Here is a 24176-nt window from a genome sequence, read left to right on the forward strand (position 1 = left end):
CGTTATTCTATCACGCATGACGCTAACAGCCAGTGTTGTAGCATTAATCGCCCGGAGCCACTGAACGTCATGATTGGCTCGCTTTCTGGGAAATAGCGGGCAGATAGCACCGCTTCTCCCTCGTTGATGAAAATTTCAATACTGGAGCGATCGCACAGTATCTGCAATTGATGCAGGTCGCCACGCCAGTAGCGATGTTCGGGTTCACCAGTGCGACGGTTATGGCGGCTTAGCGTCACACGCTCACCATCCCAGCAGAGCACAAGTTGAGAAGCGAGGCTGCACTGGAATTCCCCCTGTACGGTGATGAGGATTTCCGCGCTGCTGGCATTTAATGGCGATGCATAGTCTGCGGCACCCTGCCAGGCGTAATGTTGTCTGCGCAGTTGTTGCAGCTCGCGCGCAGGGCGCTGATAAACGCGATCGCCATGCAGCGTGAGTTCACGCGGGCAGGTCATGATATGGATCCAGCCGTGTTCGATCGTCGGCTCAAAAAACTCATTGTCATCAGGAATCGACATCCAGCCAAACAGCAGGCGTCGTCCGTCTGCACTCAGCGTGGTTTGCGGCGCGTAAAATTCGAAGCCGAGATCCAGTTCGTGGAAGCCCTGATGCGGATAAGTCCCGTTTTCGTAATTAAGCGAGCCGATGAAATAGCCTGCCTGAAAGGTATTCAGGTAGCGTTCTTCTTCGGCGGGCACGCCCTGTGGGCAGCAAATCAGCACGTCTTTGCCCGCCAGCGGGAACAGATCCGGGCATTCCCACATGTAGCCAAAATCACCTAGCCCGCCCAAACGTGAACCGGCGATTTCGGCGATCTTCTCCCATGCCAGCAGATCGGCAGAACGGTAGAGCAGTACCTTCCCCTGAAGATCCCGATCCTGTGCGCCGAGCACCATGTACCAGTGGTCTTCATGACGCCAGACTTTCGGATCGCGAACGTGGCCGGTGTAACCGTCGGGAAGCGTGAGCACAGGCCCCAGCTTGTCATATTCGCCGTTAACGTTTTCACGGGCGAGGCATTGAAACGCGGTGCGTGATCCATCGTCGTATTTCACGTTACCCGTGTACATCAGCATGATCGCGCCTTGATCCACCACGGCAGAGCCGGAGTAACAGCCGTGACTTTCATAGCTTTCGCTGGGCACCAACGCGACGGGCTCATGCATCCAGTTCACCAAATCGGCGGAACTCCAATGCCCCCAGAATTTCGCTCCGTGGGCACAGGACAAAGGATTCCACTGATAAAACAGATGGTAACGCCCACTATGATGAATGAATCCGTTCGGATCGTTGAGCAAACCTACGCACGGCGACAGATGCCATTCCGGGCGATACGGGTCGTCTTTTTTCCGTGAGTGACCTGACATCAGGGCGTGCGCCATGCGCTTTAGTAAGTGGATTTCCTTCATTATTCGCTATCCGTTTTGTATTTCAGCAGTAAGGAAATGACAAAGGCGGCACCGAATGCAATCAACATTCCAATCAGGTAGTTAAGCATCGACCCGCCCTGCACAATGGCTAGCCCCGGAAAACCGGTCAGTCCAACGGCTGTCATATTGACGTGATTGAAAACGACCCATGCGCCGCCGAGCGCACCGCCTGCCAGCGCCGCCAGGAACGGTTTAATGAAGCGTAGGTTGATACCGAATATCGCCGCTTCCGTGATGCCCAGCAGACAAGACAGCCCCGCCGGAACGGCAATCGCTCGGGTTTTGGCATCGCGAATTTTGAAGTACACCGCCAGACACGCGCCACCTTGTGCGACGTTTGCCATCGCCCAAATCGGCAGCAGGAAGTTGACGCCGATGTTCGGATTGCCAAGCAGTCCGGCTTCAATGGCATGGAAGCTGTGATGGACGCCGGTGATGACAATAGCGGAGTAGAGGCCGCCGAACAGCAAGCCTGCTAGCCAGCCCGCGTGAGCAATCAAGGTGCTGAGTAAGAAAGAGATACCGTCGCCCAGCGCACGCCCCGCTGGCCCGATGAGCAGCATCGCGACAAAGCCGGAGATGATGACCGTCAGGAATGGCGTGACGATGATGTCCAGCGCATCCGGTACGATTTTACGCAGGCGCTTTTCCACCATGCTCATGAACCAGACAGCGAGCAAAACCGGGAACACGGTGCCTTGATAGCCGATCATGGCGATGTCCATGCCGAAGAAATGCATGGTCTGGAAGCCCCCGGCGACGCCCCAGGCGTTGGTCAGCGCGGGATGCGTCAGGATACCGCCCAGCGTTGCACCCAGATAGGGGTTAGCACCGAATTCCCGTGCGGCGGTAAAACCGATAAGCACCGGAAGGATAATAAATGCCGCAGAGCTGAACATATCCAGCATCACGAAGATCGCGCTGCTGGCATCGACCCAGCCGTACGTCTTGATCATACCGAGCAATCCCATCAACAGGCCGGACGCGATGATCGCCGGCATGATAGGGACAAAGATGTTCGAGAGCAGACGCGCCAGGCGTTGCAGCGGGTTTAATTTTTGTGCGGCGAGGGAAGCCGCTTCGGACTTGCTCGATTCACTGATGCCAGCGATTTTGATGAATTCGGCATACACTTTGTTGACGAGTCCCATGCCGAAAATGATCTGCATCTGTCCAGCGTTGTGGAAGCAGCCTTTAACGCCGTCAATGTTCTCGATCGCTTTCTTGTCGGCCAGGCTGTCGTCATTCAGCACCAGACGCAGGCGAGTGGCGCAGTGCGCAGCACTGGCGATATTTTCTTTCCCGCCAAGCAGAGGGATGAGCGCGGCGGCAGTAGCGTTGATATCCATGTTATTCCTCTTTTTCAATAGGATATGCCGTTCCCTTGGCATCGATTAGCGCGTAATCGACGCCAAGGTCAGGCAATGATCAGAACCAGGTTTCCATCTGGATACCGAAATTCCATTCGCCGCCTGCTTTAAAGCCGGTGGAGCCAAACGTATCTTCACTGGAGTAGTTATCCAGTCGTTTATCCCAGTCCATGTAGCTGGCAAACACGCGCAGTTCAGGGCGGCTAAAGAAGTTGCCGATATCGCCGACCTTGAACGTCGGCGCGAAGGTCAGCTTGTAGAAACCGCCGCTCACCTGATTCAGGCTCCGATAACCGCGCGGATCGAGATCCATGTATTGATAGCTGCCTTCATAGGCCAGTGCAAAGTTTTCGGTAATTTCCTGAATCAGACGCGCATTAAACGTCACCCATTCGTAGCTATCGCCGTTGACGTAACGATCTTTGCTGGTTTGCGCCAGAATCGACGGTGCGAAGCTCCAGGTCTTGTTCAACGCTGTTGTGCCGTAGGTCGCAAAGCGCCAGGTGCTGGCGTCGTTGCTCAGGTTGCCGTCGGAACCGATGTTTTTCACTTCTCCACCCAGCCCGTGTCCGTAGAGGATTGCGGTTTTCGATGTCCCGTCGCGTAAGCCGTAGAAGCTATCACCATGGTAAGCCACCAGCGCGTGATAGCCTTTGTCGCCTGCATTGGTATTGGTGACGACGGTATTATCACGGCTTGTCCCGGTGTTTTCTTTTACATCGTTGTTCTTGGCGCTTAATCCGCTCAGCATGAACTGAAATGGCCCAACGTAGTTGTTGGCGGTAAAGACATAGTTTTTGATGTCGTTATCCAGCGAGGTGATTTCGCCGAGGCTGCGGCCATACAGCGAGAAGTTACTCTTGGCGCTATCCGCCCATTTCACGTCATAGATCCCGCCGCCAGTGCCCGCGAGGAACACCACGTCGCTGTCCAGCCAGTGAATATCGAAATTATCACGATCGAAACGCTTACCTGCCCACAGCGTCGTGTCTTTAAAGGCACCGGTAAAGGTGGGTAGTGAACCCAGCTCAACGAAGACTTCGCGTACGTTCAGATCGCTGGTCGATGCCGTCCAGTCGTTATAGCTGCGCTGGCCGTCCGCCATCATCACCTTAAAGCGGGTAGTCGCGCCGTTATCCAGCTTCTGTTTGTGTTCCAGTTTCACTTCGACGTAGGTGTCGTCTTCATTACCTAAACGGCCGATATGCCCACCTGTCTGGCCGGCAGGAGACATGCCCGGCCCGATGTCGGTGTTGGCACTGGTCGTGGAGTCATTGATCGATAGGCCGGAACGTGCGTAGCCGTGGAATTCAAATCCATCGGCGAATGATTTTTGCTTAGCCAGTGTTGCCGTCTGTTGTTCCACCTGCTGAGTTTTCTGTTCGGTTTGGGTGGTTCGGGTTGCTAGCTGTTGGGTTTGCTTTTCGGCGGCGTCGGCTCTGGCCTCAGCAGCCTGAGCCCGGGCTTCAGCCTGTTGTAAACGCTGTTCCATGGCGTTCAGGCGGGCTTCGATACTGTCGGTATTGGCAGCGGAAACATAAAACGGGGAGGAGAGTAATAATCCTATCGTCACAGCAAGGTGGCTTGGTTTCATTTTTTTCGTTCTCGTCGTGAAGGAGATTTATTGTTGTTGGATTTTTCATGTTTAGCTAAATTGCTAAACCGATTTTTCAAGAGAAAAATAAAAGCCGGAAGGAGGGTTAGCAAGGAATTTTACTCGCCCGATTCTGTAACTGTGATCCTGACGACAAAACCGGGCGGTAGATGGGCTAAATGGAGGGACTTAGGACTGGGTTAAGGGAGCCTGTGTAACTGTTCAGCGTAAGGGAGCGCCGTCATTGCCCCTTTTGCCGTGGTCGCCAGTGCGCCACACCGCTGTGCCTGTTCGATAATCGGATCCCAACTCAGCGGCTGTGAGAGATCGTCGTATTCCGCCAGGCCATGTAGTAAACCCGCCACAAAGGCATCACCTGCCCCCGTGGTATCGACAGGCGTCACCGACGGCGCGGCAAAGTGCCGTTGCTGGCGACGATCGTGCAGCCAGACGCCTTCGCTGCCCAGCGTCACCAGCAATAGCCGAGTCGGGTAGCGCTGCATGAACTGCTGAATTCCGGCTTCAACGTCCGGTGTTGAACAGAGAAAGGCCAGTTCTTCACGCGATAATTTCACCACATCGGCCAGCATCAACGCCTGGGTCAGGCAGTCGCGCAGTTCCTGCTCGCTCTGCCAGAGGTCGTCGCGGATATTGGGATCGAAGCTGACACTTCCCCGTGCGGCCTTCATCTGTCGCATCGCTCCAAACGCCGTACTGCGTGAAGGCTCCTGCGACAGGGCGATGGAGCAGAGGTGCAGCCACTCTCCTTGGTTGAACACCGGCAAATCTTCCGGTTGCAAAAACAGGTCGGCACTTGGGCGTACCATAAACGTGAAGGTGCGTTCCCCGGCATCATCAAGGCTGACGACCACGGTTGATGTCCGGTGGAATCTATCGTGAACCATGTGGCGGGTATCGACATTTTCCTGTTCCAGCACGGTTTTTAGAAAATGACCAAAAACGTCGTCACCGACGCGACCGATGAACGCGCTGTTTCCCCCCAGTCTGGCAATGCCGACCGCGACATTGGCGGGGGCACCACCGGGACATTTCAGATAGCGTTCCGTATCTTCCGGGATGAGATCGACAACCGCATCGCCCATGACCCAAATTCTGTTTGTCATAAAGTTACTCTTATCAACGATAGTCAGACTGTTTGCTAAAATAGAAGAATCGGTTTAGCTAAGCAATACTCTTCACCGCAGAGAGATACCCACATCAACAAAACAGACTTTTTCACACCGTATTGGCGAAAATTTATGCGATAGCCATCACGTTGCTACGGTCATCGGACTAAATAAAAGTGCTCGCCATCCGATAGTTATGAAGCGACGACATGAAGACGTAAAAAAGGACGAATGGAGAAGGATATGCATTACCCCACCTCTTTCCGGGGGGATCCCGATGCGTAATTACAACCTGCTTTGGGGAATATGGGCGATATGGGCTGTATTCGTTATCGTCTGGTTTGTTGATATTTATAGCGAATTCCCCCTTCGATACTACGTTCAGGGAGTAGTTGCCGCATTAGCTGCGAGTGTAGCAATCGTATTTTTCTATACTGTTAAAAGGCACAACACGATGTTTTCATTTGATAAAAACAAAAAAGATGCAAAAGAACAGCAAGGGCGCAGTGAAATATCCCCTCCTCTCACTGTCATCCCATCGAACGAATTGATGAATTCAGTGAACTCTGTGCGTGTGAAAAAAGACACCTTCGTTTCTCAGGGGGCACGTATGACAGGCTCTCTGACTGTGGATGGCAACATTACCGTGGAAGGCCGGGTAGAAGGTGATGTGCAGTGTGATAACACGATTAAGGTGGAGCACACAGGTCAGGTCAACGGTGAAATGAAATCGCAGCAGATCGTCATCAACGGTCGCGTTGAAGGGCGCATCGCCGCCAGCGTCGTAGCCATTCTGGCGCAGGGCAAAGTGTTCGGCGATATTTTTACTGATGAACTCTCCATCGAAAAAGGCGGCGTTTTTACTGGTCAGTCCCACCCGCTGACCCCGAACCAGGAAAAACAGGGCTACGCTGAAAAGAAAAAAGAGAAAACCAGTAAGACACCTGCCGGGCAAGAAAACGTTGTGATCCTAGAGAGCAACGTACCGACGGCGTGAGACGTGTTTTTATGCTTTGAATTCCTGCTAATTCCCCGCGCCAGCGGGGATGTCGATTATAACGGTTTCCTTATTGTCAACTCGTTCCATTTTCGGCATATTGTTTCCAATCTGGAAACCTCAGGGAGTGAATCCAGATGCATGTTATTTCTCGGGTATTTTTCGTCACTGCAACCACTCAGTTTCCGAATCAGGCGGCAGCACTTGCTGATCTATATCGGGTTATCAAACGCGAAATGTATGCAACACCGGACGATATGAAGAAACGCTTCCCTAGCCTAGATAGAATGAAATATCGGGAAAAGTGGTGGGTTATTGATATTGGTGGCGGGCATCTTCGGGTGATGTTTTTTGCTGATTTTGAGCGGGGGAATATCTTCATCAAGCACATCACATCCCATGCAGAGTATGACAGGCTGACCGAGTATTACCGGAGGAATAAAGAATGATGTACGCAGATGCCATCAAGGCAGCTAACAACCTGACGAGTATCGTACCCTTCCTCGGAGGTAGCACCTCTCGTAAGGATTATGAGGATGCGCTGAAACTCACTGAATACCTGATCGAGAGTGAGCCTGATAGTCCGTTAATCGATATGCTGACTGCCAAAATTGACAAATACGAAGATGATGCGCCGGAGTTTGCTGCCTTCAACGAACGTATGAAAGCACTCCCAGCCGGTATCGCTTTACTGCGCGTCCTCATGGATCAGCACCAGCTAACGCAGAGTGATTTTGAAGCTGAGATCGGTAAAAAGTCACTGGTATCCCGCATTCTAAATGGTGAGCGCACTCTAACGCTTGATCACATGAGAGCGCTTGCTAAACGATTCGATATTCCTGTGAGTGCTTTTGTTGATTGACACGATGGTTCAGCGTGGGGCCTGAGTTTTGATCTCCGTCAGCAGTGCCGGACGCCCCTGCCAGACGGTGCCGCCAAACCATGTTGCCGCATTCTGCGGAAGGGCAACGGTTGGCGGGGCAGGATACGTTCGTTCAGAAAGTGGACTGAGGTAGAGTGATGCAGAAAGAGTTGAGCGAAAAAGGCAGCGATATTGAAGCGATCTCCCGCTATCTGAAGAAGCTACATGTACTGACGCTGTGCGTGGGTGAAAATTCGGAATTATGGTGTGCGAGTTGCTTCTATACTTATGACGATAAACAGATAGCCTTCTATCTCATGACGGAGTTGCAGACGCGCCACGGTGAAATCATGGCAAGGTTGCCGCAGGTGGCCGGAACAGTCAGCGGTCAGCCAAAGAGCGTGATGCTGATTAAAGGCGTGCAGTTTCGGGCGCAGGCGGTGCAGTTAGACGGTGATGAGGCGCAGCAGGCCAGAACGCGGTACAACACGCGTTTTCCTATTGCCCGGGCATCACAAGCGCCGATCTGGCGGCTCGATCTGACCGAAGTCAAAATGACGGATAATACGCTGGGTTTCGGGAAGAAACGCTACTGGCAGCGTGACGAGCCGGCTTGCCAGAGATAGCTGGCTTTGAGACAAAACAGTTTCATAGAAAATCACAGAAACGTAAAAAGATGGGAAAGTAAAGAAACAGAACAAGGGGGAAATCCATGAGCCGGGTACTGTTATTAGGTGCAACGGGGTTAGTGGGGCATGAGCTGTTAGCGTTGTTGAAAGCCAATAATCGGGTCGAGACTATCTATGCGCCGACCCGCAAGCCGCTGATACCTTACGAAAAAGTCGTTAATCCACACGATCCCGATCTGTCTGCCGCGCTGGCACAATTGACTGAACCTGTCGATATTGCATTTTGCTGTCTGGGTTCGACGCTAAAGACGGCAGGCAGTAAGCAGGCTTTCCGCTATGTGGATTACACGCTGGTGGTGGAAGGGGCAAAAGTGGCATTAGCGTTGGGGGCGACACACCTTTTGGTGGTCAGTTCGCTGAGTGCAAATGCAACGTCACCGTTCTTCTATTCACGAGTAAAAGGAGAAACGGAAAAATCATTGCGTCAGCAAGGTTGGCAGCATCTGACGCTGGCGCAACCGTCGATGTTGCTGGGGGAAAGAGAAGATAGTCGCCTGCTAGAAAGCCTGTCTGCGCCGCTGTTCCGCCTGTTTCCGGCAAAGTGGCGGGCGATTGAGGGGAAAACGGTCGCGCAGGCGCTGCTGAATCAAGCGTTTTCGCCCGAACCAAAAGCACGGGTCACGGTATTGGAATCCGATCAATTACGTTCATTGGGTAAGTCGCAGCCGCTTCACTAATCTCTTGTCGTTCAGCGTAAGTGGTGGACAACCTGATTACTGCTGCCACGCCAGATCAGTGCAGGATCTTTTAGGTCTTGCACAAATTTTCCATCGACCAGCACGTTGATGAGATCGACCACTCGCTGTTGCTCCGGCGTGAGTGCTGCCAGCACATAGCCTGTCCAGACCCAAATATCTTTGTTTGGGCATTCCGCACGTATGCGTTCCACCAGCCGCAGGATATCGGGCACATTTTGTGGATGTAGCGGATCGCCGCCGGACAGCGAAATCCCCTGTCGGGGTATCACCGTATCCTGAAGATCGGCAATGATCCGATCTTCCTGTTCCTGCGTAAACGGCTGACCGGAGTTGAGCCGCCAGGTGCTTTTGTTGTAACACCCAACGCACTCATGCGCGCAGCCTGCGACAAACAGCGTGCAGCGGGTGCCGGGGCCGTTGACGACATCAACGGGATAGTACTGGTGGTAATTCATACTGTAGAGCCATGTTATGAAGCGGGCGCGTGTTGACGGTGCCGCGAAAGGTGGGCCGTATTGCTACGGCCCGACAGGGATCACCCCAGTTGGCCGTTGCCCAGGTGTTTAATCCGGCGTTTCACTTCTTCCTGCTTACCGGCGTTGAACGGGCGTGCATCCGGGCTGCCGAGGTAGCCGCACACACGGCGCGTGACGGAAACGCGCGCCGAATCGTGGTTGCCGCATTTCGGGCAGGTGAAGCCTTTGCTGGTACACTCGAATTCACCGGTGAAGCCACACTCGTAGCATTCGTCGATCGGCGTATTGGTGCCGTAGTAAGGCACGCGGCTGTAGCTGTAATCCCATACGTCTTCCAGCGCTTTGAGGTTATGTTGCAGATTCGGGTATTCGCCGTAGCAAATGAAGCCACCGTTAGCCAACGGTGGATAGGGCAGCTCGAAGTCGATTTTCTGGTAAGGGTTCACCTTCTTCTCCACATCGAGGTGGAAACTGTTGGTGTAGTACCCTTTGTCCGTCACGCCCGGTACGACGCCAAACTCGGCGGTATCCAGACGGCAAAAACGGTCACACAGGTTTTCACTTGGCGTGCTGTAGAGGCTGAAGCCGTAACCCGTTTCGTCTTTCCACTGTTCGGTGGCCGTTTTCAGGCGCGCGATGATGGCTACGGCTTTGGCGCGCAGCGCTCCATCATCAAATACGTGCGTTTGGTTGCCGAAAAGCGCATTAATCGTTTCATGCAGGCCGATATAGCCCAGCGAAATCGAGGCGCGTCCGTTCTTGAAGATGTCTGCCACGTTGTCATCTGCTTTTAAGCGTACGCCGCAGGCGCCTTCCATATACAAGATGGGCGCGACACGAGCCTTCACACTTTCCATCCGTGCAATGCGTGTCATCAGCGCTTTCTTCGCCAGCGCCAGACGCTGGTCGAGCAGCGTCCAGAAGCGAGTTTCACTGCCTTCCGCTTCTAACGCGATACGTGGCAGGTTCAGGCTGATCACGCCCAGATTATTGCGACCGTCATGAAGCTGCTGACCGTCTTCTTCATAGACGCCGAGGAAGCTGCGGCAGCCCATTGGCGTTTTGAACGAACCGGTGACGTTCACGACCTGATCGTAATTCAGGATATCTGGATACATGCGTTTGCTGGCACATTCCAGCGCGAGCTGTTTGATATCGTAATTCGCATCGCCTGCCTTATGGTTCAGGCCATCGCGGATGGCGAAGACCAGTTTCGGGAACACCGCCGTTTTGTGGTTTTTACCCAGCCCGGCAATGCGGTTGCGCAGAATAGATTCCTGAATCAGGCGTGATTCCCAACTGGTGCCAAGCCCGAAGCCAAAGGTCACGAACGGCGTCTGGCCGTTAGCGGTGTGCAGCGTGTTGACCTCGTATTCCAGCGACTGAAAAGCGTCGTAGCACTCTTTTTCCGTGCGGGTCAGGGCATAGTTTTCTGCATCGGGGATCTGCCACTCTTCTGCCACGGCTTTATGTTTCGCATGGCTGGCGGTGACGAACGGTGCCAGAATTTCATCAATGCGGTTAATCGTGGTGCCGCCATAAATGTGGCTGGCGACCTGCGCGATAATCTGCGCGGTGACGGCGGTGGCGGTGGAGATGGATTTCGGCGGCTCAATCTCCGCGTTGCCCATCTTGAAGCCGTTGGTCAGCATACCGTTCAGGTCGATCAGCATGCAGTTGAACATCGGGAAAAAAGGTGAATAGTCGAGATCGTGATAGTGAATCTCGCCGCGCTCGTGCGCCAAGACTACATCGCGCGGCAGAATGTACTGTTTGGCGTAATGCTTGGCGACAATACCGGCCAGCAGATCGCGCTGGGTGGGGATCACTTTACTGTCTTTGTTGGCATTCTCGTTGAGCAGCGCCATGTTGCTTTGCTCGACCAGACCGCGAATGTCCTGATTCAAGCGACCGTGGCGCTCACGCGCAATGTCTCGGTCATGACGGTATTCGATGTAGGTACGTGCCAGTTGCTTATACTTGCCGGACATCAACAGGTTTTCAACCGTATCCTGAATATCGCGGATATCTACACGCGATTTATCCTGCATTTGTTGAGCGACCGCACAGGCGACCGTTGCGCAATAGTCTGCATCATCGACACCGGCTGCATGCGCCGCACGTTCGACCGCCTCTTTGATGCGAACTGCATCAAAAGGCACTTGGCAACCGTCCCGTTTAATCACTACTGGTTTCACGTTTTCTTCCTCTCGAAAGGTTATCCACAGGCGAAAGCCTTAGCCAACAAGGGTTACGGAGGGGTGTGGATGATTTTGTGGATAATCACTATATGTGGGTCGTGTTTATAGGATAGACACTATATATTGAATTTTTAACGTTGGGTCTGATATTTTGTTGATGTGGATCAAGGAAGGTTATTCGTCGTGGATAAAGTGTTCTTGTCTAAAAAATAGACAAAATAACATGAATATGCGTGGAGTCCCGATGGCACAGGGTTCTCAGAAGGAGTGCGATAGATTGGCTACAATATCGACACAATAGATTAACGTGAAAAGAGCGGGGACATCGTGTTTCACATCCCCGGAGGATAAATAAGTCAGAGTTACTGCGGTGAATTCGGGAACGGGGGAAGTTGGCGGAATGTGCTCAGCAACCCTTCAGACCACGCTTTACGGATAGTGGAAAAATAGGCGTTGTTTTCAGTGATGCGATGCTGTTCGCTGCTGGCAAAACTGCCCGTGCGGTACATCATGACATCCAGCGGCAGGCCGACAGACAGGTTACTGCGCAGGGTCGAGTCGATAGAAATCAGCGCACAGCACATGGCTTGCTCCAGCGGCGTATCCATGGTCAATACGCGATCGATAATCGGTTTACCGTATTTACTCTCGCCAATTTGAAAGTAAGGAGTATCCGATGTTGCCTCGATGAAGTTGCCTTCTGGGTAAATATGAAACAACCGATGGGTGTCGCCGCCGATTTGTCCACCCAATAGCAGATTACAGCCAAAGTTGGTGTTGCTACCGTTCTGCTGTGCACTGCTATCGCGATGGATGACTTCTCGCACCGTTTCCCCAAGCAACATGGCGGCATCATACATCGATCCCATCTGCATCAGGTTTGGCGTGTGTTGCGTATTGATTCGGGCACTGAGCAGGCTGATGATGCTTTGCGTGGTGGCCAGATTTCCCGCGCATTGGATCACGAAAACCCGTTCTGCGTCGTGTTGAAAGACATGCAACTTTTTGAACGTTGCGATGTGGTCAACGCCTGCATTGGTGCGGGAGTCAGAAGCAAAAACCAGACCGTCAGACAGACACATGGCGACACAGTACGTCATAAAGTACCTTTTTGTTAACAATTCTACTGTTGCTGCTGTACCTGCTGTTGCCGTGCAAACAAACGTACCTCAGCTTCTGAAAACATCTCTTCACATCCGCCTCCCAGCCGCGTACCGCGTACCGGACAGGCATCTAGATAATCCATCCCCACGGCCAGCCACAGATGCTGGTGGAGTTGGCGGGTGCTATTGGTAATGTCGAACCCTTGCCATGTTCCGTTCAGCCACACTTCCGCCCAGGCATGCATCGCAACATGCTGGGTATCCTGGCTGTATACGTAACCGCTGACATAGCGTGCCGGAATACTCAGGCTACGGCAACAGGCCAGAAAGACATGAGTATGATCCTGACAAACGCCTTTCTGCATAGCAAACGCGGCTGCGGCGGTATCCTGAACCTGCGTGGCGCCGGGAGTATACGGCATTTTTAACCGCAATTCCGCCATCAGCGTATTCAGGCTCTCTTCCGGTGCCTCCTGACGATAATAACGCTGGGCGAACGCCCGAATATCGCTGTCGGCCTCGGTGAGCGGCGTCATGCGTAAAAACACCAGCGGCGATAGGCCATCTGGTACGTTTGGTTTTTCACCGTCGTCGCTGTCGATGATATCGACGATGCCTTCCGCATGGATTGTAATGTCATGGTGCGGGTGGTCGAGCGTCAGCACATGCAACACATTACCATACGCATCGGTCGTTTGAACGGCAGGAACGGGCAGCGTCAGGTTCCATTCCCGTATCCTCTGGTGTGCCGAGTTTTGCGGGGTCAGGCGCAGATACTGGGTGCTGAACTTCACTTCTTCATCATAGCGATAGTGCGTAAGGTGATTGATGGTCAGTTTCATAACGCCTCCAGATAGGTGTGACGAATGCTATCAGCCAGTTCGTTAATTTTGCCGATAAAGTGGTTGAGGTAGGCGGGGAGATCCTGCGCCAGAATGTCGTCTAGCGTGCTGAAACGCAGCTCGACGTGTAGCAGGTGGGCAAGCCGATGCGGCACTCTGGCGCGCGGGCTGCCGATGGCTTCGAGTTGCAGAACCAGATCGCTGACGCAGGCGTGCAGAGAACGCGGTATGTCCTCACGCAAGACGAGCAGTTCGGTTACGGTTTCCGGGCTGATCGGCTGGCGATAGATGCTGTGATAGGCTTCGCGTGCGCTCACCGCGCGCAGCAAGGTATCCAGACGATAATACTCGCGTACCGGGTCGGGGTCGTTATGGAGTTGTTGATGTTTGATACTCAGCAGTTGTGCGGTCGCATAGGCGCGTTCAATCAGCGTACCAAGGCGGATAAAGCACTGGGCATCATTGCGCAGCAGGGTGCCAAACATCGCGCCGCGAAACAGGTGAGAACGCTCTTTTACCCAGTCAAAAAACGCATCAATACCGATGGTATCCACGCCCTGATGCCGCAGATTGCGAATGTCGATGCGGGTGGCGTTGATGCATTCCCACACCTCGGAAGAGAGGCTGCCACGCACGGCATGTGCATTATTCCACGCCATTTCGATGCAGTTATAGATACTGCTCGGGTTCTGGTTATCCAGCGCGAAGAAATTTAGCAGGTTATTCATCGAAAAGTGGGCGTAGCGCTGCTGAAATAATTCATGCGTCATCGTCAGATTCAGCGGCAACGCCAGATCGTGTTGCTGCTGACTGTGGCTCGGCATCATCGAGAGTTTGTAGGTCACATCCAGCACGCGGGCGAGGCTTTCTGCCCGCTCCAGATAGCGAGCCATCCAATACAGTTCACTGGCAGTACGGCTTAGCATGATTCGTCCCCCTCCATGACCCACGTATCTTTGGTGCCACCGCCTTGCGATGAGTTGACGACCAGCGAGCCTTCGGTCAGGGCAACACGCGTCAGGCCGCCGGGAACCAGACGGATCTCCTCGCCGGAGAGCGCAAAGGGGCGAAGATCGATATGGCGAGGTGCTAAGCCATCATCAATAAACGTCGGGCAGGTAGAGAGCGCCAACGTTTCCTGACCGATATAATTGTGCGGATGGGCGATTAAACGCTGGCGGAACGTCTCGATTTCCTGACGTGTCGCACGCGGGCCGACCAGCATGCCATAGCCGCCCGCACCGTGAACTTCTTTCACCACCATGCTGTCCAGATGGTCGAGCACATAGCGGAGATCTTTGGGATCGCGGCACTGCCAGGTGGGAATGTTGCTGAGGATCGGTTCTTCAGAAAGGTAGAAGCGGATCATCTCCGGCACATAGGGATAAATGGATTTATCGTCAGCGACGCCAGTACCGATGGCGTTTGCTAACACGACGCCACCAGCACGATAGACGGACAAGAGACCAGGGACGCCAAGCATCGAATCGGCGCGAAATGCTAACGGGTCAAGGAAAGCATCATCAATACGGCGATAAATCACATCCACCTGACAAGGCCCTTCGGTGGTGCGCATATAGACGGCACCTGCTTTGACGAACAAGTCGGCACTTTCTACCAGCTCGACCCCCATTTGCTGTGCCAGAAAGCTGTGCTCAAAGTAGGCGCTGTTGAAGCGTCCTGGCGTCAGTACAACCACCGTGGGGTCGTCGACCTGCGTACTTTCACGCAACGTTTGCAACAGGTAGCTGGGGTAGCGTTCGACGGGCGCGATGTGCTGGCTGGCAAACAAATCCGGGTAAAGGCGCATCATCATTTTGCGATTTTCCAGCATATAAGAGACGCCGGAGGGAGTACGCAGATTGTCTTCCAGCACGTAATAATTGCCGTCGCTGTTACGTACCATATCAATTCCCGTGATATGGGCATAAATATTGTTATGCAGGTTTACCCCCTGCATGCAGGGCTGATATTGCTCGTTCGCCAGCACCTGTTCACGGGGAATGATGCCCGCGTTGAGGATGTGTTGCTGGTGGTAAATATCGTAGAGAAACGCGTTCAGCGCCTGTACCCGCTGGCGAATGCCACGATCGAGCAACTGCCATTCATTCGCCGGAATAATGCGCGGTACGCTATCGAACGGAATGAGGCGCTCGGTGCCGCCTTCTTCACCATAAACGTTAAAAGTAATACCGACGCGGTGAAAGAGCAGTTCTGCCTGCTCCTTCTTTTGTCGGATGGCCTGCTGGTCGGTTTGTTGTAACCACTGCCAATAAGAATTGTAGTGTTGACGTTGTTTGCCTTCGGACGAGAGCATCTCGTCGTAATAAGGCGCAGTCGGAAGCTTCATTTTTATCATTGTCATCCCCAGCATCACGCTTAATAGCGATAATAGGACAATGCATAAAATGCGCCATTGTGAAAAAGCACGCTGTGGTCGGAGAATGCGGGGCGTTTTGCTCTTTATTGGTGCAATACGCGACGATGTTGCACTGGAATGAGGGAAGAAAAGGGCTAAAAATCAACAAGACGCAGCCACGATGGTGCGTCTTGTGAGACGGTGATGAAAAGCGAACGTTAGCGACGAACCGCGATCGCTTCTATTTCAATTTTTACATCTTTTGGCAAGCGTGCGACTTCAACGCAAGAACGCGCGGGGAACGGGGCATCGTGCTCGTTGAAGAAGGCTTCATATGCGGTATTGACCAGAGTGAAGTCGTGCAGGTCTTTCACGAATACGGTAGTTTTCACGATATCGGAAACTTTCAGGCCAGCGGCTTCCACAATCGCCTGCACGTTTTCCAGTGACTGACGCGTTTGAGCGGTGATGTTATCGGCGACCAGACCGCTTTTTGGGTTCACCGGAATCTGGCCAGAAGTGATGATCATGCTGCCGAGATCGACGCCCTGAACATAAGGGCCGATAGCGGCAGGGGCGTGCTCAGTGCTGATAGTGCGTGACATGGTATCTCCTTGATGGGGGCGTAAAAGGAACGCGACGCAGAATGCCAGTCACTTAAGTATGGATAGAGGGGAAACACGGTAATGAGGTTCCCGCAGGAATGCCTCATGCCGTGGTCGCCCCGGTATCTCGATCCTTAAACGATCGGTATTGCGCGAACGTCGCTATTATTCAAAAAAGCCCCGCCGCAGGCAATGTCCATCGCGGGGCACAGTAGAAAACTAGCGATCTTGCAGCACGGCTTGGCGCTCAAACTCTTTCTCGCAGTACTTACATTTCAGGTGTACTTCACCGTCGCGCTGTTTAACGCTGAATGACGACGACACCGGTTCGCTGCGGCTTATGCAGTTACTGTTAGGACAGGTGAGCACACCGGTAATGTGCTCTGGCAGCGTCGGCACCAGCTTACGCACCACGTCATAGTCATCGATCTGGTTGACGGTAGCCTGTGGCGCGTAGATAGCCAACTGATTTGCCTGTTGCTCGGTCAGGAAGATGTTTTCGATCTTGATCAGATCTTTGCGCCCAAGGTGGTTGGACGGCAAATTCAGGCCGATGGTGATGCGCTGGTCTGTGGCGGTCAGTTTAAACAGCGTCAGCAGCTTAAAGCCGACTTGTGCAGGAATGTGGTCGATCACCGTGCCACGTTTGATCGCTTCAACCTGTAATTTATTATCGTGTGTCATGATGGTGTCTTCCTCTTACAGAACCAGTTCGCGATTCAGGACTAGCGCCAGCAGCGCCTGACGCGCGTAAATACCGTTGCCCGCTTGTTGGAAATAGTAGGCGTAGGGCGTGGCATCCACATCAATGGTGATCTCATCGACGCGCGGCAGCGGGTGCAGCACTTTCAAATTCGGACGTGCGCTGTGCAGGTCGGCGGCGCGCAGCACAAACTGGGATTTGATGTTGATGTACTCGGATGGATCCAGACGCTCTTTCTGCACGCGCGTCATATACAGAATATCTAATTCGCCGACGACCTCGTCGATGCTGTTGTGCAGGCTATAAGCAATATTCTTCTCTTTCAGCATGCTCAGAATGTAGTCCGGCATCGCCAGCGCGTCCGGGGCGATGAAGTAGAAGCGATTGCCTTCAAACTTCGCCAGCGCCTGCGTGAGTGAGTGCACGGTGCGGCCATATTTCAAATCACCGACCATCGCGATATTGATGTTATTCAGCCGGCCTTGCGTTTCCTGAATGGTGAACAAATCAAGCAGGGTTTGTGTCGGATGCTGGTTCGCACCGTCGCCCGCGTTCAGGACGGGAATACCGCCGGAAAACTCGGTCGCGAGGCGGGAAGCCCCTTCCTGTGGGTGACGCATCACGATGGCATCAACGTATTGGCTGATGACGGAAATGGTGTCGGCCAGCGTTTCGCCCTTTTTCCCCAACGAGGTGTTGTTGCTGTCGGCGAAACCAACCACGGAGGCACCGAGACGGTGCATCGCGGTTTCAAAGGAGAGACGCGTCCGGGTTGAGGCCTCGAAGAAGCAACTGGCAATCACTTTATGCTTTAACAATTCAGGCTGAGGCTTGGCTTTCAGGCTGGCGGCTACGCTCAGCGCCAGTTCCAAATCTTCCCGACTGAGGTCGTTAATCGAAATAATATGTTTTTGATAGAGCGGATTAACCATGGTGTCTTTCTCCTCACGAGTAAACAGGAAATGTCGTATCTGGCTGCCCGAGCTGTCGGCAAATATGCCTGAACGCTTTTTGATGCCACAGCGTGACGGCCAGTAAGGTGACCGTCGTGGACGATAGGGCACAAAAAAAAGCCCCTCATTGAGGGGCTTTCTTAATGGAATCATTGAGCAACGGAAAGGAAAACGCTGGCTGGCTGCCGGATGGCAGTTGTGGTAGAGAACCAACATAAGCAGCGGATTTTTTGGTGTAACGGTGCATGACCCCTCCCGGCAAACTGTCGGGAATTATACGCGCCGACTAGGCTATTTCAAGCAGAAAACGTGGTTTTTTACGCATCGCAATCGGTTGCGGATAGTGTGGTGCCAGCATTATGCGCGTAGGCCGCAGAGGGTTAATTGGCAAGAGTGATGGGCAGTTCACTTTTTCGAATTAACGCGCTGGCGGGCGTCACATTTGGAGAGTATAAGGATTATAAAACAAGGTTTCATTTTTTATATCAACGAGGTTTTTTATGATTACTGGCAACGTTCACCACCTTGAACTGGTTCCTTATCTGCCTGCCAAACTGCGCGAAGCAATTGACTATGTGAAGAAAAATATCACCGCAGATACGCCGCTGGGCAAGCATGATATCGAAGGCAACAGCGTGTTTGTGCTGATCTCCAATGACAGCACCGATCTGCTGGAAAAACGCCGCGCCGAGTATCACGCCAAATACCTGGACATCCAGATTGTACTGTCCGGTGTGGAAGGGATGACGTTCAGCAACCTGCCAGCGGGTAAGCCAGATACTGACTGGCTGGCGGATAAAGATATCGCTTTCCTGCCGGCAGGCGAGCAGGAAAAACAGTTTGTGATGCAGGAGGGGGATTTTGTCGTCTTTTTCCCTGGAGAAGTACACAAACCGCTGTGTGCCGTGGGTGAACCCGCGCACGTCCGTAAAGCGGTGGTGAAAATCGACGCGTCGCTGGTGGTATAAACCGGCGGCAAAGTATCCCTCCCCGCGCAGGGGAGGGAAGCAAACCTTAATCCTGCGCCAGCGTGGCGACCATCACCGCTTTAATGGTGTGCATACGGTTTTCCGCCTGATCGAATACGATACTGTGCGCGGATTCAAAGACCTCGTCCGTGACTTCCATTCCACCGTGCAGACCATACTGTTCTGCCATTTGTTGGCCCATCGTCGTCTGGTCATCATGGAATGCGGGCAGGCAGTGCAGGAACTTCACCTGCGGATTACCCGTCGCGGCGATCATCGCCATATTCACCTGATACGGTTTCAGCAGCGCGATACGCTCTTTCCAGGTCTCTTTCGGTTCCCCCATGGAAACCCACACATCGGTATAAATGAAATCGGCACCCGCGACGCCTGCGGCGATATCTTCCGTCAGCGTAATACTACCGCCAGTTTGTTCTGCCGCCGCCTGACACTCAGCGACCAGACCCGCATCCGGCCAACAGGCTTTGGGCGCCACAAGACGCAAATCCAGCCCGGTCAGTGCCGCTGCTTCCAGCATGGTATTGCCCATGTTGTTGCGCGCATCGCCCGCGTAGACGAGCGTCATCTCTGACAGCGGTTTACCCGGCAAATGCTCCTGCATCGTCAGCAGATCCGCCAGCAACTGCGTGGGGTGGAATTCGTTCGTCAGCCCGTTCCACACCGGCACGCCCGCATGTTGCGCCAGCGTTTCGACAATGTGCTGACCGTAGCCGCGGTATTGAATGCCGTCGTACATTCTTCCCAGTACGCGAGCGGTATCTTTGATGGATTCTTTATGGCCGATTTGGCTGCCGCTTGGGCCGAGATAGGTCACTTGCGCGCCCTGATCGTATGCAGCAACTTCGAAAGAGCAGCGAGTACGAGTCGAATCTTTTTCGAAGATGAGTGCGATGTTTTTACCTTGCAGGCGGCGAACTTCTGTCCCGTTTTTTTTATCGGCCTTGAGTTTCGTTGACAGGGCTAAAAGATTGGCAATTTCTGCGGATGTAAAATCCATTAACCTTAAAAAATGACGCTTATAGAACGGTTGCATGCTGTACTTCTCCATGTGGCTCAACACCATTGGTTGAATTAAAATTCACTTTATATGTGTAAATATTCAAATTCAAGTGGTGATAGCAAACTTTGTGGTGGAGCAAGCCGCAGGGCTGTGTGACAATAAGCAATATTACGTCGATTAATGAGGACTGAGGCATGGCAAACCGCGAATTACTGGAAGAGCAACGGGAAGAGACACGCCAGATCATTGAAGAACTGCTGGATGATGGCAGCGACCCTGACGCACTCTATACCATTGAACACCATTTCTCTGCTGAGAAGTTTGACGTGTTGGAAAAAGTCGCCGTAGACGCGTTCAAGCTGGGCTATGAAGTGACAGATGCGGAAGAACTGGAAGTCGAAGATGGCGTATTGCTGATGTGCTGTGATGCGATCAGTGAAGTCGCGCTGAATGCGGAGCTGATCGACGCACAAGTAGAACAGCTATTAGCGCTGGCAGAACGCCACGGTGTGAATTACGACGGTTGGGGGACTTACTTCGAGGATCCAGATGGTGAAGGCGAAGAAGATGGGGATGATGAAGATTTTTATGACGAAGATGATGACGGTAAACGCCACTAAGTCATTAATCTCGACAGTCACGCCTCACCGAATGCCGCAGGAAGACCCTGCGGCGTTTTTTTTGTTTTTACTCGATAGTGATGTCGATGGCTTACGCGCAGGCTTCCCCGGTATGTCGATCCTGAAAAAATACGTATGGATTTTACAGCACCTTCAGCATTGTCACTTCACAATCGGTATGACCGGTATTGCCCATTGAATGAGGAATAGGCTCGAAACCCAGCGACTCATACAGTCGGATCGCGCTGGTCAGGTGGCCGGTTGTTTCCAGATAGCAGCGGCGAAAGCCGTGCTGACGAGCAAAATCAAGCGCCTGTATCGCTAACTGACGTGCCAGCCCTTTACCACGCACGATGGGTAGGAAATACATTTTCTGCAATTCACACACATCTTCTTCACCCGCCACCAGTGGCGCAATGCCGCCGCCGCCCACCACGCGGCCTTCATATTCAATCACCCAGTAGGCGCTTTGCGGCTGACTATATAGGGCAAACAGCGCATCCAAATTTGGGTCGGAAACGGTGTAGCCTTTATCAGCCGTCAAACCAAATTCGGCGGAAACGTGACGGATGACCTGTGCGATAGCGGCATCATCCTGCTCTGTGATTGGGCGTACCTGAAGATCGGTGGCGGTCGCGGTTGTCATAATACTTACTCTTGTTCTTACGGTTTACGAGGGTAATCATCCTGGCCGATTGTAATACCACTTCAGACCACATTGATGCAACGTCTATACTTATTGTACTTCATATGGCCTAGGTGTTGGTTGTTTACGGAGTCTCCCTGTTCCTTTTAATTAATAAGTATATGGGCGTGTTTAATTACCGTTAACTTTTATTGTTGTCATTAACAAGACATGCTTAAATAAGTCGCTTTTTGTATGCTGATAACATATAGAATGACACATGTATTAGGCTTATTTCTTTTAGGATGAAAGGGTTATGACAATTAATACTTCAGAAAATAACACGCAGCATCGCGTGAAATTTCATGGTAAAGCTGGGGAATATTTTGCAATTTGGTTGGTGAATGCGTTATTAACGGCCATCACACTGGGTATTTATTCTGCCTGGGCCACCGTGCGTCGTCGCCGTTATTTCTACGGTAATACAGAAATCAATGGCGACCGTTTTGACTACCATGCACAGCCCATTCAGATCCTTAAAGGACGCTTGCTGGTTATCGCGGGTCTGGTTCTGTTTTATATTGTGTTAGCGATGTCACCCACGTTGGGAACCATTCTCGCATTGGCATTTGCGGCACTCATTCCGGTTATTGTAATCCGCAACTGGCGTTATGATGCCATCATGTCCAGCTACCGTGGGATCCGTTTTAACTATCACTGCCAGACGGGAAAAGCGTATTGGGTATTGCTGCTTTGCCCTATTCTGCTGATGCTGGCTGTTTACGTCGTCGTGTTTGGCCTGCTGTTTATTGGCTCGCAGAGTAATAGTCAAGTGCTGTTGGTATTCATTGCGATGGCCATTGCTATTCCAGGGTTTCCTGCGGTAAATGGCATCATTAAAATGATGCAGCTTGATTTTTATGTGAATAATCTGTTCTTCGGCAAAACGGCATTTAAAGCCGAGTTGACGAAGGCGGCGTTTGTTAAATTCAGTCTGATCAGCATGGTAATTTTGATTCCTTTCCTGATCGTATCACTGTCATTCATGGGCTCATTCTTTATCAGCCTATACCAAATGATGGTGATGGAAGGTGTAAATGAAGAACAGGCGTCTATGATGCTGTTAAACAACGCTTTCAATGTAAGCATGATGGTCATCGTTATGGCGATGGGTGTGCTGGTTTCCACCAGTTATACGGTGGTCGCACAGCGTAATTATCTGTTTAACCGGACCTCGTTGAATGGTGGAGTGAAATTACATTCTTCTATGAAAACGCTGTCTTTCATGGGATTGCTGATAACAAATAGCCTGATCACCATTTTCTCTTTGGGTTGGGCTGCACCTGTGGCAGAAATTCGTTATGCGCGCTATCTTGCCAATGCGACGGTAGTTGAAGGCGATCTGGAACTGCTGCACGTACAGGCTCATCACGACACAGCAAACAGCGCACTGGCCGAAGAAGCTGTGCAGGCGCTCGATTTGGGTGTCGGTCTTTAAGGCAGGAATATGAATATTGAGGGGCATTATCAATACCCCGGATTGGCGGCCCGCGTGGCCGCTTCTCTTCATTTAACGGATAATGGTTCGATGATGGTGTTGAACACCGGTTCATCGAACACGACATTTGTACTGGATCAGGTCACGGTCTCCGATGCGTTGGGCTCCATTCCCCTGACGCTAACCTTTCCTGACGGTGGCCGTTTTGTTCCTGCTGACGATCCCACCTTTCGCGCGTGGTATTCCGCACGACGTCGGCCGGGGCTTGTCCATCGCCTGGAGCGCCATAAGCGTGGCGTGCTTCTCACTCTATTCGCCACGATTTTGATGGTGATAAACTACATATACGTGGTGTTGCCTTGGGCGAGTTCTGTTCTGGCGCTACGCATTCCTACCGCTATCGAACAGCAACTGGGACAACATACGTTGAAGCTGTTGCAGCACGGTGATTTTAAGCCTTCTACATTGCCTATTGAGCGCCAGCGGGCGATGCAGGCTCTGTTTCAACAGGTTATGCCTGCCAATATGCGGGAAGATAAAACGCCGCTGCGGCTGGAAATCATGTCTGCGCCGATCGGGCCGAATGCGTTTATGTTGGCGGATGGCACGCTGATTATCAGTGACGATCTGGTGAAACTGGCGAAGAATGACAACGAACTGGCTGCGGTGATGTTGCATGAAATGGGGCACCATGCTTATCGTCACCCCATGCGTATGGTGGTGCGCTCATCGCTGGTATCGCTGACGTTCATGTGGATGACGGGAGATGTGAGCGGGGTGGGGGATACCTTGTTGCAGTCTGCTGCGTTTATCAATGAGATGCAGTTTTCCCGTGATATGGAACGGGAAGCCGATGCATGGGCAATAGCAGAAATGCAGCAACAGGGACGTTCGCTTCAGGCGATGCAGGCAATGTATCGAGCCTTGATGAATCATGATCACAGCCATGATGAAGTGGAATCGTTGGATTTACCGGACTGGCTGAGTACACACCCTAATATGGATGAGCGTCTGAAAACGATTGAAAGGGAGATGGATAAAAGTAACCCTTAGTCCCTGAATCATCGTTTTACGGGTCGAGAACCGGTGTGAGCACGGAGTGATATAGCCCAGTGGGCGCTTCACTCCGGGCTTCCCCAATTTATGTTGTAGTGAGCAGTATTACGTCCTGCTCCCCGCCTTTATGCCCGCTGTGCTCAACTTCCCTTTTTTATTCTCGATAAAAACAAAAAGCGCATTTTGCTGTTTTTATATGCGACGTTTTGCATTGAAGATACGAGCAATGCGGTAAAGCGCTTAGACGCTAATCCGTTAAATATTATCCTATTAAAAATTTCTTGCAGAATGCTCTGTAGTAACTAAAAAAGTCAGATAATAATCTCTTTTTATTATTAGCTCGCTTATGTTTATTGGGATTTTTCCTAATAAACAT

Annotated in this window: 25 protein-coding genes; 9 read left to right on the forward strand and 16 right to left on the reverse strand. The window is 52.3% G+C overall.

Annotation, left to right across the window (positions count from 1 at the left end):
• Positions 1-2 precede the first annotated feature (2 nt).
• From OI69_RS15790 to OI69_RS15805, 4 genes are all read right to left on the reverse strand, one after another.
• Positions 3-1412, reverse strand: coding sequence for a glycoside hydrolase family 32 protein (locus tag OI69_RS15790; RefSeq protein WP_039352475.1), 1410 nt, complete (start codon positions 1410-1412; stop codon positions 3-5).
• Positions 1412-2782, reverse strand: a complete 1371-nt coding sequence (locus OI69_RS15795) for a sucrose-specific PTS transporter subunit IIBC (protein ID WP_039352478.1) — start codon at positions 2780-2782, stop codon at positions 1412-1414. The genes OI69_RS15790 and OI69_RS15795 overlap by 1 nt, the downstream gene beginning before the upstream one ends.
• 79 nt (positions 2783-2861) lie before the next feature.
• The gene (locus tag OI69_RS15800) at positions 2862-4397 is read right to left on the reverse strand and encodes a carbohydrate porin (RefSeq protein WP_039352480.1); all 1536 of its coding nucleotides are present in this window, start codon (positions 4395-4397) and stop codon (positions 2862-2864) included.
• A gap of 200 nt (positions 4398-4597) precedes the next feature.
• Positions 4598-5521 (reverse strand): aminoimidazole riboside kinase, encoded by a 924-nt coding sequence (locus tag OI69_RS15805; protein ID WP_039352482.1) that lies wholly within the window; start codon positions 5519-5521, stop codon positions 4598-4600.
• 280 nt (positions 5522-5801) lie between these two features.
• Here OI69_RS15805 and OI69_RS15810 point away from each other — a divergent pair, with 280 nt between their 5' ends.
• From OI69_RS15810 to OI69_RS15830, 5 genes are all read left to right on the forward strand, one after another.
• Positions 5802-6521, forward strand: coding sequence for a bactofilin family protein (locus OI69_RS15810; RefSeq protein WP_235319704.1), 720 nt, complete (start codon positions 5802-5804; stop codon positions 6519-6521).
• A gap of 137 nt (positions 6522-6658) precedes the next feature.
• Positions 6659-6970 carry a type II toxin-antitoxin system HigB family toxin gene (locus OI69_RS15815; protein WP_039352486.1) on the forward strand — a complete coding sequence of 104 codons (312 nt, stop codon included), beginning with the start codon at positions 6659-6661 and terminating at the stop codon, positions 6968-6970.
• Complete coding sequence (locus OI69_RS15820; protein WP_039352488.1) at positions 6967-7383, forward strand: helix-turn-helix domain-containing protein; 417 nt, start codon at positions 6967-6969, stop codon at positions 7381-7383. The genes OI69_RS15815 and OI69_RS15820 overlap by 4 nt, the downstream gene beginning before the upstream one ends.
• 158 nt (positions 7384-7541) lie before the next feature.
• On the forward strand, positions 7542-8009 hold the full coding sequence (locus tag OI69_RS15825) for a YhbP family protein (protein ID WP_039352490.1): 468 nt from the start codon (positions 7542-7544) through the stop codon (positions 8007-8009).
• Positions 8010-8095: 86 nt separating this feature from the next.
• Positions 8096-8749 (forward strand): Rossmann-fold NAD(P)-binding domain-containing protein, encoded by a 654-nt coding sequence (locus tag OI69_RS15830; RefSeq protein ID WP_039352492.1) that lies wholly within the window; start codon positions 8096-8098, stop codon positions 8747-8749.
• An 11-nt stretch (positions 8750-8760) separates the two neighbouring features.
• Here the strand turns inward: OI69_RS15830 and nrdG are convergent, their stop codons facing one another.
• From nrdG to OI69_RS20330, 10 genes are all read right to left on the reverse strand, one after another.
• On the reverse strand, positions 8761-9225 hold the full coding sequence (gene nrdG, locus OI69_RS15835) for an anaerobic ribonucleoside-triphosphate reductase-activating protein (RefSeq protein WP_039352502.1): 465 nt from the start codon (positions 9223-9225) through the stop codon (positions 8761-8763).
• A gap of 80 nt (positions 9226-9305) precedes the next feature.
• Complete coding sequence (gene nrdD, locus OI69_RS15840; protein WP_039352505.1) at positions 9306-11444, reverse strand: anaerobic ribonucleoside-triphosphate reductase; 2139 nt, start codon at positions 11442-11444, stop codon at positions 9306-9308.
• 365 nt (positions 11445-11809) lie between these two features.
• Positions 11810-12547 (reverse strand): proteasome-type protease, encoded by a 738-nt coding sequence (locus OI69_RS15845; RefSeq protein WP_039352507.1) that lies wholly within the window; start codon positions 12545-12547, stop codon positions 11810-11812.
• A gap of 23 nt (positions 12548-12570) precedes the next feature.
• Complete coding sequence (locus OI69_RS15850; RefSeq protein WP_039352509.1) at positions 12571-13392, reverse strand: transglutaminase family protein; 822 nt, start codon at positions 13390-13392, stop codon at positions 12571-12573.
• Positions 13389-14318 carry an alpha-E domain-containing protein gene (locus OI69_RS15855; protein ID WP_039352512.1) on the reverse strand — a complete coding sequence of 310 codons (930 nt, stop codon included), beginning with the start codon at positions 14316-14318 and terminating at the stop codon, positions 13389-13391. The genes OI69_RS15850 and OI69_RS15855 overlap by 4 nt, the downstream gene beginning before the upstream one ends.
• Positions 14312-15751 carry a circularly permuted type 2 ATP-grasp protein gene (locus OI69_RS15860; protein ID WP_039352514.1) on the reverse strand — a complete coding sequence of 480 codons (1440 nt, stop codon included), beginning with the start codon at positions 15749-15751 and terminating at the stop codon, positions 14312-14314. The genes OI69_RS15855 and OI69_RS15860 overlap by 7 nt, the downstream gene beginning before the upstream one ends.
• 218 nt (positions 15752-15969) lie before the next feature.
• The gene (ridA, locus tag OI69_RS15865) at positions 15970-16356 is read right to left on the reverse strand and encodes a 2-iminobutanoate/2-iminopropanoate deaminase (RefSeq protein WP_012773081.1); all 387 of its coding nucleotides are present in this window, start codon (positions 16354-16356) and stop codon (positions 15970-15972) included.
• 219 nt (positions 16357-16575) lie between these two features.
• Positions 16576-17040: an aspartate carbamoyltransferase regulatory subunit gene (gene pyrI, locus OI69_RS15870; RefSeq protein ID WP_039352516.1), complete on the reverse strand. Its 465-nt coding sequence runs from the start codon at positions 17038-17040 to the stop codon at positions 16576-16578.
• A 15-nt stretch (positions 17041-17055) separates the two neighbouring features.
• On the reverse strand, positions 17056-17991 hold the full coding sequence (gene pyrB / locus OI69_RS15875; RefSeq protein WP_039352518.1) for an aspartate carbamoyltransferase: 936 nt from the start codon (positions 17989-17991) through the stop codon (positions 17056-17058).
• Between the two features lie 145 nt (positions 17992-18136).
• Entirely contained in the window at positions 18137-18259 is a 123-nt protein-coding gene (locus tag OI69_RS20330) for a hypothetical protein (protein WP_268809484.1), read from the reverse strand.
• Between the two features lie 253 nt (positions 18260-18512).
• On the opposite strand from OI69_RS20330, the gene OI69_RS15880 reads away from it, so the two are divergent.
• On the forward strand, positions 18513-18980 hold the full coding sequence (locus OI69_RS15880) for a YhcH/YjgK/YiaL family protein (RefSeq protein WP_039352520.1): 468 nt from the start codon (positions 18513-18515) through the stop codon (positions 18978-18980).
• A 46-nt stretch (positions 18981-19026) separates the two neighbouring features.
• Here the strand turns inward: OI69_RS15880 and argF are convergent, their stop codons facing one another.
• On the reverse strand, positions 19027-20034 hold the full coding sequence (gene argF / locus OI69_RS15885; RefSeq protein ID WP_039352523.1) for an ornithine carbamoyltransferase: 1008 nt from the start codon (positions 20032-20034) through the stop codon (positions 19027-19029).
• Positions 20035-20195: 161 nt separating this feature from the next.
• Between argF and rraB the strand changes: the two genes are divergently transcribed.
• Entirely contained in the window at positions 20196-20621 is a 426-nt protein-coding gene (gene rraB, locus OI69_RS15890) for a ribonuclease E inhibitor RraB (RefSeq protein ID WP_039352526.1), read from the forward strand.
• A gap of 142 nt (positions 20622-20763) precedes the next feature.
• Here rraB and OI69_RS15895 read toward each other — a convergent pair whose 3' ends face one another.
• A complete protein-coding gene (locus OI69_RS15895) occupies positions 20764-21267 on the reverse strand; it encodes a GNAT family N-acetyltransferase (protein WP_039352530.1) in 504 nt (167 codons plus the stop codon).
• A gap of 295 nt (positions 21268-21562) precedes the next feature.
• On the opposite strand from OI69_RS15895, the gene OI69_RS15900 reads away from it, so the two are divergent.
• Entirely contained in the window at positions 21563-22744 is a 1182-nt protein-coding gene (locus tag OI69_RS15900; protein ID WP_039352533.1) for a YjgN family protein, read from the forward strand.
• A 9-nt stretch (positions 22745-22753) separates the two neighbouring features.
• Positions 22754-23797 carry a M48 family metallopeptidase gene (locus OI69_RS15905; RefSeq protein WP_039352536.1) on the forward strand — a complete coding sequence of 348 codons (1044 nt, stop codon included), beginning with the start codon at positions 22754-22756 and terminating at the stop codon, positions 23795-23797.
• Positions 23798-24176: the final 379 nt, after the last annotated feature.

Source organism: Pectobacterium fontis (genome assembly GCF_000803215.1).
Classification (GTDB): Bacteria; Pseudomonadota; Gammaproteobacteria; order Enterobacterales; family Enterobacteriaceae; genus Pectobacterium; species Pectobacterium fontis.

Excerpts from the sequence above, each read along its gene's own strand:
- OI69_RS15790 (WP_039352475.1), bottom strand. The coding sequence starts at position 1,412 with ATGAAGGAAATCCACTTACTAAAGCGCATGGCGCACGCCCTGATGTCA.
- OI69_RS15795 (WP_039352478.1), bottom strand. The coding sequence starts at position 2,782 with ATGGATATCAACGCTACTGCCGCCGCGCTCATCCCTCTGCTTGGCGGG.
- OI69_RS15800 (WP_039352480.1), bottom strand. The coding sequence starts at position 4,397 with ATGAAACCAAGCCACCTTGCTGTGACGATAGGATTATTACTCTCCTCC.
- OI69_RS15805 (WP_039352482.1), bottom strand. The coding sequence starts at position 5,521 with ATGACAAACAGAATTTGGGTCATGGGCGATGCGGTTGTCGATCTCATC.
- OI69_RS15810 (WP_235319704.1), top strand. The coding sequence starts at position 5,802 with ATGCGTAATTACAACCTGCTTTGGGGAATATGGGCGATATGGGCTGTA.
- OI69_RS15815 (WP_039352486.1), top strand. The coding sequence starts at position 6,659 with ATGCATGTTATTTCTCGGGTATTTTTCGTCACTGCAACCACTCAGTTT.
- OI69_RS15820 (WP_039352488.1), top strand. The coding sequence starts at position 6,967 with ATGATGTACGCAGATGCCATCAAGGCAGCTAACAACCTGACGAGTATC.
- OI69_RS15825 (WP_039352490.1), top strand. The coding sequence starts at position 7,542 with ATGCAGAAAGAGTTGAGCGAAAAAGGCAGCGATATTGAAGCGATCTCC.
- OI69_RS15830 (WP_039352492.1), top strand. The coding sequence starts at position 8,096 with ATGAGCCGGGTACTGTTATTAGGTGCAACGGGGTTAGTGGGGCATGAG.
- nrdG (WP_039352502.1), bottom strand. The coding sequence starts at position 9,225 with ATGAATTACCACCAGTACTATCCCGTTGATGTCGTCAACGGCCCCGGC.
- OI69_RS15845 (WP_039352507.1), bottom strand. The coding sequence starts at position 12,547 with ATGACGTACTGTGTCGCCATGTGTCTGTCTGACGGTCTGGTTTTTGCT.
- OI69_RS15850 (WP_039352509.1), bottom strand. The coding sequence starts at position 13,392 with ATGAAACTGACCATCAATCACCTTACGCACTATCGCTATGATGAAGAA.
- OI69_RS15855 (WP_039352512.1), bottom strand. The coding sequence starts at position 14,318 with ATGCTAAGCCGTACTGCCAGTGAACTGTATTGGATGGCTCGCTATCTG.
- OI69_RS15860 (WP_039352514.1), bottom strand. The coding sequence starts at position 15,751 with ATGATAAAAATGAAGCTTCCGACTGCGCCTTATTACGACGAGATGCTC.
- ridA (WP_012773081.1), bottom strand. The coding sequence starts at position 16,356 with ATGTCACGCACTATCAGCACTGAGCACGCCCCTGCCGCTATCGGCCCT.
- pyrI (WP_039352516.1), bottom strand. The coding sequence starts at position 17,040 with ATGACACACGATAATAAATTACAGGTTGAAGCGATCAAACGTGGCACG.
- pyrB (WP_039352518.1), bottom strand. The coding sequence starts at position 17,991 with ATGGTTAATCCGCTCTATCAAAAACATATTATTTCGATTAACGACCTC.
- OI69_RS20330 (WP_268809484.1), bottom strand. The coding sequence starts at position 18,259 with ATGCACCGTTACACCAAAAAATCCGCTGCTTATGTTGGTTCTCTACCA.
- OI69_RS15880 (WP_039352520.1), top strand. The coding sequence starts at position 18,513 with ATGATTACTGGCAACGTTCACCACCTTGAACTGGTTCCTTATCTGCCT.
- argF (WP_039352523.1), bottom strand. The coding sequence starts at position 20,034 with ATGCAACCGTTCTATAAGCGTCATTTTTTAAGGTTAATGGATTTTACA.
- rraB (WP_039352526.1), top strand. The coding sequence starts at position 20,196 with ATGGCAAACCGCGAATTACTGGAAGAGCAACGGGAAGAGACACGCCAG.
- OI69_RS15895 (WP_039352530.1), bottom strand. The coding sequence starts at position 21,267 with ATGACAACCGCGACCGCCACCGATCTTCAGGTACGCCCAATCACAGAG.
- OI69_RS15900 (WP_039352533.1), top strand. The coding sequence starts at position 21,563 with ATGACAATTAATACTTCAGAAAATAACACGCAGCATCGCGTGAAATTT.
- OI69_RS15905 (WP_039352536.1), top strand. The coding sequence starts at position 22,754 with ATGAATATTGAGGGGCATTATCAATACCCCGGATTGGCGGCCCGCGTG.